Source organism: Sporosarcina quadrami (genome assembly GCF_014836615.1).
GTDB lineage: Bacteria > Bacillota > Bacilli > Bacillales_A > Planococcaceae > Sporosarcina > Sporosarcina quadrami.
In genome coordinates this window covers 1-9,772 of the sequence record NZ_JACSQN010000031.1, presented here as the reverse complement: position 1 = coordinate 9,772, position 9,772 = coordinate 1, and the positions used below count along the sequence as shown (strand labels likewise).

The window sequence follows — 9,772 nt, the reverse complement described above, 5'->3', positions numbered from 1 at the left end:
TACCGAGTATAAGTATATGATTTGATAGGCAATGGAAAACATGAATAGGGAATTTACACAATACTATGGACTTGACTATTTTGCGAGTAGTGAAGTGGTGGAGGTGGTTAACAACTAGCGCCCGTATAATCGTTTCTGCGCCCGTAAACCGTGAGGCAGCGCCCATAAGAGCTCCTCATGCGCCCGTAAATCATGAGGCAACGTCCGTAAGAGCTCCTCGTGCGCCCGTAAATCAGGATCCCCCGCCCGTAAACGCTTGCCATGCGCCCGAAAAAGTTTCTGACTCACCCGGAAAAAGAGAAATGTAGAAAAAAACACCAAAAAAGTCTTCCATTGCCCAAAGAGCAGTGGAAGACTTTTCTATTATGGTTGCTGATTAAAATAGTTCAGTTCTTCATCAAACACCGCATAATCGAAGTAAATCATTGGCATGAGGTAACGCCTGCCAGTATTTGTTTCGCTTATGATGACGTGGTCGCGACCCGCAGCTTCCACCATGCCTCGAATCGCCAAAGTGTTTTTACCTGCTTCGATGGCACTTTCAAAAGAAAAGTTGAATGTGCCGATTTTCCCTCGATTCAAACGCAGGATATTCTCAATATACGACTCTTCCCGGAATGGCGGTCTTCCGTTAGGTACATACGTCGTAGCTGGTGGTATGGCCTGCTGTTGTTGTTGCTGATACCCTGGATACCAATAGTACTGATTCACTTGTTTTCATCCTTTCCTGAGTTCACTAGAATCTTGCCTGTTAGCCTAATCAATGCCACGGTAAAACCTCCTCGAATCCACAATATGCTTTTCAATCTATGAAAATGACAGAAAGATATCTATACTGAATGGAAAGGGGGAAAGAAAATGACTATTGACAATCGAATACCGAGCTTTCTAACTATGTTTGATTCTAAAAAGCAATTAACACTTGCCGACTTGGAAGAGTATTTTAGCGAGAATGAATTGATTTTTGAAGACTATTTCCCAATACATTGTCCTAAAACAAAGGAGCGCCTTTTAATGGCGATTGATAAATATGACGATAAAATTCAAGACATCCGTACGATTTCAAATACATTGCCGTCAATTGTTGAAGAGGTGGAAAAACGTTTTCAAAAGGTGTTCCAACTGGATTTAGCGCTTCGCCACGTATTAATGGTAGGTACGTTCGGCTCCAACGCCTTTGTAACAAGAGATGATAGACGGAAAATCTTTCTCGCTGTGGAAAAGCTATCTGCAAAGCGGGAGCATTTGGAAGTTATCGTTGCCCATGAAATTGGTCACGTCACCCATTTTGCTTTAGCTACGCGGCAAGGTTTGGACTGGTCTACCGTTGAATGGGGGCATGGATTGACAACTCTTTTCACGGAGGGTGCGGCAACATATATATCCAAGAAAATTGTGCCTGGGCTACAGGAATCAGTCTATTTTACATATGATGATGCAGGCGATCCGTGGGTGACGTGTTATGAGGAAAATAAATCTGAGATTAAGCGTAGATTTCTCGCAGATGTAGCAGAAGAGTGGGATATGGTGAAGGAAAAGGAATGGTTCCGACTGCGTGGCGGCAATTATTTCGGGTATGAGCGGTTAGGTTATTTGCTGGGTACGGATTACGTCGAGCAACTTGTAGAAAAGCTAGGCGAGGAAGAAGCATTGACGTTTTGGAACGGGAATGATGTAAAAGCAGATATATTGCAGTGGTTGGACAAAGAAGAAGTAGTCTAATGTCTGTTGATAAAATGAATGTAAGCTCCCTAATCCATCCAGGAATATAAACTTGTTGACGATTGGTTATCTACCAGGTTTCTATTATTGAGATTAGGAGAATACTATGACATGATTGGATATATCTATAACATTTTATGGTAATGAATTGCAAATTGAAGGGGATGATGACACTGGTGTATTTATTGAAACGCAGCAAACTATTTATTTTTTTGATTTTCATACTGATGCTCATTGGAATCTATACGTTTTTGACACTGCCTAAACGTGAAATTCCAGAAACACCTGTTGATGTCGTCATGGTTTCTACAATTTTACCGGGTGCTGAACCTGGAGAAGTTGAGTCTACCGTGACGAATCCACTCGAACGAGCCATTAAAAAGGTGGATGGCATCAATTCGATGAATTCGGTTTCAGCGAATTCGGCTTCCATCATCACAATGTCACTTAAAGACGGTGTTGATTCAGAGCAGACGATAAATAAAATTCAGCAAGAAGTACAGCGGTCTGCGGCGGAATTACCCGGAAATGCGCAGTCTCCTGAAGTGAGAAAGCTCGACTTGGCATTTCCGTTGTCGTCTTATATGTTTACAGGAGAGGAAGCTGACCTTGCTGATTTAGAACGATCACTCGTAAAACTATCTGATGAAATTAAGTCTGTGGAAGGTGTTGCAGGCACAACGGTAAAAGGATTTGCAGAAAAGCAAATTGTAATTAGTATTGACCCTGAAAAATTAGGACAATATCGTTTACAACCAGGTGACGTCTTAAATGCATTACAACAGGCAAATCAGCCTATTTCTCTCGGTACGCATGATAATGGTACTGAACGACTTGTATTGACTGTGCTACAAGAACAAGGAGTGGAAAAGCTAAAACAGCTTCAAGTCGGTGCTGCGGCTATCTCGTTAGCTGACCTTGCCGAAATTGGTGAAGTTGCTAAAGAGGCAAATGATCTAATTACGTTTGAAGGGAAGCAGGCAATCTCCTATACAATTTTCCTGCAACCGGGTAAAGACATCCCGTCTATGGATAAAACGATTGCGAAAATAATGGATCGCTATATTGATGACTTGCCGAATGGAATTGATACAATCCATTATGAATCGCAAGCGAAGAACGTCAATACGATCTTTAACAGCTTGTATATTTCTCTACTCATTGCAGTGATAGCAGTGTTGGTTGTCACAACTGCCGGACTAACGATTTATGGTTCATTTGCGGTTGCCTTTACTGTTTTGGCCTCTGTACTCATTGGACTTATTCCGATTCCATTCATGGGAGTCGATTTAAATCAAATCTCTGTCATCGGATTAATCATTGCAATTGGTATTCTTGTTGATGATAGTATTGTTGTCAATGACAATATTCAACGACGCTACAAGCTAGGGGATGCGCCGTTAGTAGGCGCAGTGAACGGTGTCAAGGAAGTCTATACGTCCATCATTTCCTCGAGCCTTGCCATCGTTGTGACGTTTTCACCGTTACTATTCCTATCAGGTGGAAATGGTGCGTTCATTAAAGCGTTGCCAAGTATTTTAATAACGACGATCATTGCTTCGACGGTATTGTCAGTGACACTCGTACCGATGTTGCAATATATGAAAACGAAAAAGCGTATTAAAAAAATATCGGATACACCAGGATTCCTAGGGAAGCCGCTGGAGAAGCTCGCAAAGTTCTACTCAGAAAAAGTGTTGCGATCCGTCTTGAAACGTCCGTTACTTGTTGGCATTGGGGGATTAGTCATTGCTACAGGTTTGCTGTTTCTCGCGTTTTTAACACCTTTCGAATTTTTCCCAGCTGCTGATAAAGAAGAAGTGACGATGGATGTCCGGCTACCGGCTGGTACTTCCATTGAAGAAACCGACCAAGTGTTAAAAGATATTGTTGCTACTATTAAAGAAGAGGATGGAAATATTAAAGAAACGTCTATCTTTACAGGTAGCGGCTTGCCGAATTTGTTTGCGGCTTCAATGGACAATGTAGGGTCAAATACAGGGCAGGTGGTGTTCCGTGTTGACCGTGATCACACAAGTGCTGCAGATTTCATTGCTAAATGGGAGCCTGAACTACGTGAACGATATGCAGATGTTGAAATCTTCCTCGGTACAATTGTTCAGGGACCTCCTGTCGGAGCACCGGTAACGGTAACCGTGTCAGGGGATGATATTGATCAGCTTGCCCAGTTACGGGATGACTTGAAAGAGCGATTGCTAGAGAGTGGTGCGACCGTCGTTACCGACAATCTAGGCGCTTTCGTTCCTGCGAATGAATATGTCCCGAATCGTCAAATGCTTCAGGAGAAAGGGATTTCCCTGAACATGGTGACGAATCAACTGCAGTTACTGACACAAGGCGTTCCGCTGTTCAAGCTATATGAAGATGACATTCCTTACCAAGTCGTGCTTAAACAACGTGGAGTGGAAAGTGGTGAGCCCATTGACTTGTCGGGAATTGGTATTCCGTCCTTGAAAACAGATGGCCCGCCTGAATTCGTGCCACTGGATGAATTGGTAACGACAGAAAAAACGTCAATACTTACACAAATTCCTCACGAAAATGGCGAACGCTCTATTACGTTAAAAGCATTCGGTGAGGCAGAAGGATTTAAAGATGCAATGCTTGGGGCGTCAGAAGAAGCGAAGAGTGATTTACCTGAAGGATACACAATTTCTACGGGTGGGGAAAACTCTGACCAACAGGCTTTCTTTGCTGAAATCGGGATTTTATTCTTAGTCGTCTTATTGCTCGTCTATCTCGTCATTGCGTTCCAATTCAAATCGTTCACACTGCCATTCCTCGTGTTGTTTGCGGTATACTTAGGTATTTCGGGAGCAATCCTTGGATTGTTCATCACGCAGACGCCACTCAGTTTCCTTGGGGTTATGGGGATTGTTTCGCTAACAGGTATCGTTGTACGAAACGCTGTCGTATTGATTGACTTTGTGGAATCACGTCGCTTACAAGGCAATATGAATGTAGTCGAGGCAATCGTAGAGTCCGGCTATGCTCGTATTAAACCAATCATATTGACATCGTTGACTTCGATTGTTGCTCTGATTCCTGTAGCGTTGTCAGGAGATCCATTGTTTGAAGCGTTGGCAATTACAATTATTGCAGGACTTGCATTCTCAAGTTTGTTTACGCTTGTCATGATTCCGTCACTCTACTTGGTATACTATAAACTGATCGGACATCGAGCCGAAGCTGTATAAACGATAAAAAAAGAGAGCTGCTAAATGCGGCTCTCTTTTAATGTATTCAAATCGTGAAAAATGATTTTCGCTTCTCTTCATCAAGCAAAGTCCCGACGAAGAACGAACCGAAGACGCCGTAGCGTGCGCTTACTTCGTCAAAACGCATTTCGTAGATCAGTTTCTTAAATTGCAATACATCATTCGAGAACAGCGTGACGCCCCACTCGAAATCATCAAATCCGACAGAACCGGAAATGATCTGTTTCACTTTTCCTGCATAGCCGCGCCCGATCATGCCATGGCTACGCATCAATGCTTTACGCTCATCCATGTCGAGCATGTACCAGTTATCGTTGCCTTCACGCTTTTTGTCCATCGGATAGAAACAAATGTATTGGTTGCGTGGCAATTCAGGATACAAACGCGCACGAACATGTGGGTTTTGATACGGGTCTTCATTGGATTCGCCCGCAAGATAATTCGACAATTCTACGACAGACACATACGAATAAGCAGGAAGTGTGAAGTCCGCAATCGTCAATTTGTTGAACTCATTTTCGAGTTCCTGCAATTCGTCCATCGTTTCGCGCAATGTCATAAGCATGAAATCGGCTTTTTGGCCGATGACTGTATAAAAAGCATGTGCGCCGGTTTTATTGTCATCCGCTTGTTGAAGTTTATCAAGAAAAGTCATAAATTCATCCGTTGCTGCCTGGCGCTCCTCTTTTGAAATTAACTTCCAAGAGGCCCAGTCCATCGTACGTAAATCATGCAATACATACCATCCATCGAGTGTAATAGCTGCTTCGTTCAAATGGAATCAAACTCCTTCGTAAATGGATTTATTTCTATAATCAGTGTAGCACAACAAAATGATAAACATGATTTCTAACAGTCGAATTCATCAAATTGACACGAAGTGCAAGGTTGTTCAGACAGTTGAAACTGGTGTATGCTTAGAGCGGAAAAACGTAAATTCATGCGTGACAATGAAAAACAGATATGACTTCTCAGGAGCTAATGAAATGTCCAACTTACAATTACCTAAATGGCGCTTCATCGACGAATCGATGACCGCCTTGAACCGTTCAGCGCTTGAATCATTTGCGATGGACGATACACTTTGCCATCTTGTCGGTCAGAAACTGTCAGTGCCGACCGTACGGACATGGGTCCATGACGAAACTGTCGTACTCGGCATCCAAGATCACAGATTGCCGCATATCGACGATGCATTGCCTATTTTGCATGACGCAGGATACAAGACAATTGTTCGTAATTCTGGAGGCCTAGCTGTCGTGCTAGACGAAGGCGTCCTCAATATTTCCATTGTTTTCTCAGAAAGTGACGGCTCCATTGATATTCCGGAAGGTTATGAGTCCATGCTTTCCTTCGTGAAATTGTTATTTCCTGAAGCTGAGGACAGCATCGAAGCTTATGAAATTGTCGGTTCCTACTGCCCAGGTACATATGATTTGAGTATTGGTGGTAAGAAATTCGCCGGAATCTCCCAAAGGAGACTTCGGCAGGGTGTTGCTGTACAAGTCTATTTGTGCGTGGAAGGAAGCGGTGCGAAACGAGCAGAACTCGTTCGCGATTTATACGAAAAAGGGTTGCAAGGCGAACAGACGAAATTTACGTATCCGGTCATTCAGCCAGATGTGATGGCATCCTTGTCAGAGCTGCTGGACGAGCCGTTCACTGTGAGTGAAGTCGGCATCCGCATTCAATTGCTGCTAGGTGCTTTATCGGACGAAGATGTGCAGACGGGTGGATTCACGCCTGAAGAGATGGAGCTGTATTTGTTCTATTTGACACGGGTCGTCGAACGCAATCAGAAAATGCTTGTGCGGAAATAGGACGAAGAAAAACCGCCGAATCAATGGTTGATTGGCGGTTCTTTTGATACGAGATTGCCGTTACGTTCCATTTTGAAAACTGGAGCGGTGCGGTCATTTTCGTCGTCAAGAGTGACGAGACGGCGCGCTCGGTTCATGATTTGTACGAACTGCTCATAATCGGTGCGGATGTTTTTATTTTCTTGCCGCAGTTTTTCAATTTCCTTTTCGAGATCGTTCACTTTTTCGTTTGCAATTTTAGCTGTATGCTTCCATCGTAGCGATTCGGAATCACCTGCGCCCGAGTGATGCAGGCGGATGAGGTACGCAATGACTGTGTCCAGCGACAATGCGGACAGCGGAACAGCCATCTTTTCATCGTGTTCGCCACTTGAAGGCGGGTTGTACAACTGTTGCGTACGGCGTTTGAAATCTGCGCCAAGTACACGCATCGCCTGTTTCCGTTCTTTTTTTGCCTCTGCTAATTCTGTTTCGTACTCGCGTCTTACAACTGCATTCCATCTAAATCCACAAGCGGCCGCGGTTCTATTGAGTGCGTCACCTACTTCTTCAAATGCGCTCAGTTGTGTGCTGCCCTCACGGACGTGCCGAAGCACCGTTTCCGCTAATAGAATATCATTTTCATCTAGCCAAGCATCCTGTCTAACTTTCACCATCTCCTTGCCTCCTGCCATGTTAATAGTCTCTTTCTTACTGACAGTGTGGACAGGTCGCTAACCTTTTATTCATCCAAACTGGAACACTTTCCAAAAAATATAAAGTGAATAGAACAAGATGGGTTCTTTTTTCATCTTCCTCATTGGTTTCTATTTGATATACTTAAGAAAAGAGTGATCGGAGGTGCATGATGGACTATAAAAATGAAAAGCTATTTGAGGAGAAAGTTTTCAAAGATCCTGTTCACCGGTACATTCATGTGCGTGATAAAGTGATCTGGGACGTTATCGGGACACGGGAATTCCAACGTTTGCGCCGTATTAAACAACTCGGAACGACGTATCTCGTTTTCCACGGAGCTGAACATACAAGGTTTCAACATTCGCTCGGCGTCTATGAGATTGTCAGACGGATCATTGATGACGGATTTAGCGGACGGGCGGAGTGGAACGATGAAGAACGGCTGTTGACGATGTGTGCCGCTTTGCTGCATGACCTTGGCCATGGACCGTTTTCGCATGCGTTTGAGAAAGTGTTCACGCTCGACCACGAGTTGTTCACGCAAGCAATTTTGACGGGGGATACCGAAGTGAATGCGGTATTAAGACGCGTGTCACCGGATTTTCCACAAAAAGTGGCGGATGTCATCGGTAAAACGTATCCGGACAAGCTTGTCGTCAGCCTCATTTCGAGTCAGATAGATGCGGACCGAATGGATTATTTACAACGTGACGCTTACTATACGGGCGTGTCATACGGCCATTTTGATATGGAACGGATCTTGCGTGTCATGCGACCTGAAGAGGAACAGGTCGTCATCAAGTTTAGCGGCATGCATGCAGTGGAAGATTATATTATGAGCCGCTACCAAATGTACTGGCAAGTGTATTTTCATCCTGTTTCTCGCAGTGCTGAAGTGATATTGATGAAGATCCTTCATCGAGCGAAAGACTTACATAACACGGGTTATGCATTCCGTTATGATCCCGTGCCGTTTAAGCCATTCTTTAACCGTGTCATCGAGTTGGAAGACTATATTTCTTTGGATGAAAATATATTGATGACGTATTTCCAATGGTGGCGGAAAGAGGACGACGCGATTTTGTCGGACTTATGCAATCGTTTCCTCGATCGCCAACTGTTCCAATATGCGGAGTTTGAGCCGGCGACCGAATACCGGAAAATCGGTGAACTGGAGCGGCTGTTCAAAGAAGCAGGCATTGACCCGGAATATTATCTCGTCGCCGATTCGTCTTCAGATCTACCGTACGATTTTTACCGGACGGGTGAAGAGAATGAACGCGTTCCAATCTATTTGCAAATGCGTAATGGCGAATTGCGGGAGCTGTCCCGTTCATCCGAAATTGTTGAAGCCATATCAGGCAAGCGACGCACTGACCATAAAATCTACTTCCCTGAAGACTTGCTGGAGTCAGGGAAAGACGAAAATCCTTTATACGGAAAAATTCTTGAACTGTTGAAAAACTAGGAAGGAGTGGAAGACTTGCTGCAAGAACATGCTAGAATAGTACAATTCGTCGCGATGGCACAAGAAGTGAGCGGACGAAAAAAGTTGCAGAAGATGATTTATATCGCGAAGAAAATGGACTTCCCATTTGCTGAGAAATACGAACTGCATATGTACGGTCCCTATTCGGAGGAATTGACTCTCCGCGTAGAAGAATTGTGCGAGATGGGCTTCCTCTCCGAACAATGCACGGATAAGGGATCATACGTCCAATATAGCTACAACGTCACAGAAGAAGGCGGCCGTTTCCTTGAAACAGCAGACACGCCACACGCGAAACTGGCTGACTGCATCGAGCGGCTGAACGATAAAAGCTCTCGTTTCCTTGAACTCGTCTCGACGGTCCTTTACTTCGATCATTTACCAAAGGACGAGCAAATTGAAAAAGTTCACATTGTCAAAAACAAACTAAACTATACAGAAGCCGAAATGGCAGACGCCTTCGATTTCATCGCAGACTTGCAAGTGTGTTCGGTTTCTTGAATTTTTAAGCCCTTTTACTTGAAGGGCTATTTTTTTTTGAATCGCGGCGGTAGTGTGGGAGGGGTATGGAGCCATGCCGCGTACGCTGCGCTCGTAAACGGTGTTGTCGCGCCCGTAAACGGAGATGCTGCGCTCGTAAATGGTGGTATCGCGCTCAATGAAAGCCGTCGCGCGCTCAATGTAGAGCCTTCCGCGCTCAATCGAAGCCGTCGCGCGCTCAATGTGGGGCCTTCCGCGCTCAATGAAAGATAGAGTCCATATAATTGTGTAAATAGGAAAAGGCATTTTCCATCCCCTATGATAAAATGTTTTCAACCACGATA

8 protein-coding genes are annotated in these 9,772 nt (G+C 44.3%); 5 read left to right on the top strand and 3 right to left on the bottom strand.

Annotated features, from left to right (window positions below):
• Positions 1-363 precede the first annotated feature (363 nt).
• Positions 364-711 carry a spore coat protein GerQ gene (gene gerQ, locus H9649_RS17585; RefSeq protein ID WP_191696212.1) on the bottom strand — a complete coding sequence of 116 codons (348 nt, stop codon included), beginning with the start codon at positions 709-711 and terminating at the stop codon, positions 364-366.
• A 147-nt stretch (positions 712-858) separates the two neighbouring features.
• Between gerQ and H9649_RS17580 the strand changes: the two genes are divergently transcribed.
• Positions 859-1,722, top strand: a complete 864-nt coding sequence (locus H9649_RS17580; RefSeq protein ID WP_191696210.1) for a DUF5700 domain-containing putative Zn-dependent protease — start codon at positions 859-861, stop codon at positions 1,720-1,722.
• Positions 1,723-1,886: 164 nt separating this feature from the next.
• Entirely contained in the window at positions 1,887-4,940 is a 3,054-nt protein-coding gene (locus H9649_RS17575) for an efflux RND transporter permease subunit (protein ID WP_225229986.1), read from the top strand.
• A gap of 46 nt (positions 4,941-4,986) precedes the next feature.
• Here the strand turns inward: H9649_RS17575 and hemQ are convergent, their stop codons facing one another.
• Positions 4,987-5,736: a hydrogen peroxide-dependent heme synthase gene (gene hemQ, locus H9649_RS17570; RefSeq protein ID WP_191696209.1), complete on the bottom strand. Its 750-nt coding sequence runs from the start codon at positions 5,734-5,736 to the stop codon at positions 4,987-4,989.
• 211 nt (positions 5,737-5,947) lie between these two features.
• On the opposite strand from hemQ, the gene H9649_RS17565 reads away from it, so the two are divergent.
• Positions 5,948-6,781, top strand: a complete 834-nt coding sequence (locus tag H9649_RS17565) for a lipoate--protein ligase family protein (RefSeq protein ID WP_191696208.1) — start codon at positions 5,948-5,950, stop codon at positions 6,779-6,781.
• Between the two features lie 20 nt (positions 6,782-6,801).
• Here the strand turns inward: H9649_RS17565 and H9649_RS17560 are convergent, their stop codons facing one another.
• Complete coding sequence (locus H9649_RS17560) at positions 6,802-7,437, bottom strand: RsfA family transcriptional regulator (protein ID WP_191696207.1); 636 nt, start codon at positions 7,435-7,437, stop codon at positions 6,802-6,804.
• A gap of 191 nt (positions 7,438-7,628) precedes the next feature.
• Here H9649_RS17560 and H9649_RS17555 point away from each other — a divergent pair, with 191 nt between their 5' ends.
• Both H9649_RS17555 and H9649_RS17550 read left to right on the top strand, forming a co-directional pair.
• Positions 7,629-8,927: an HD domain-containing protein gene (locus H9649_RS17555; RefSeq protein ID WP_191696206.1), complete on the top strand. Its 1,299-nt coding sequence runs from the start codon at positions 7,629-7,631 to the stop codon at positions 8,925-8,927.
• A gap of 15 nt (positions 8,928-8,942) precedes the next feature.
• On the top strand, positions 8,943-9,449 hold the full coding sequence (locus tag H9649_RS17550; RefSeq protein ID WP_191696205.1) for a YwgA family protein: 507 nt from the start codon (positions 8,943-8,945) through the stop codon (positions 9,447-9,449).
• Positions 9,450-9,772 lie beyond the last annotated feature (323 nt).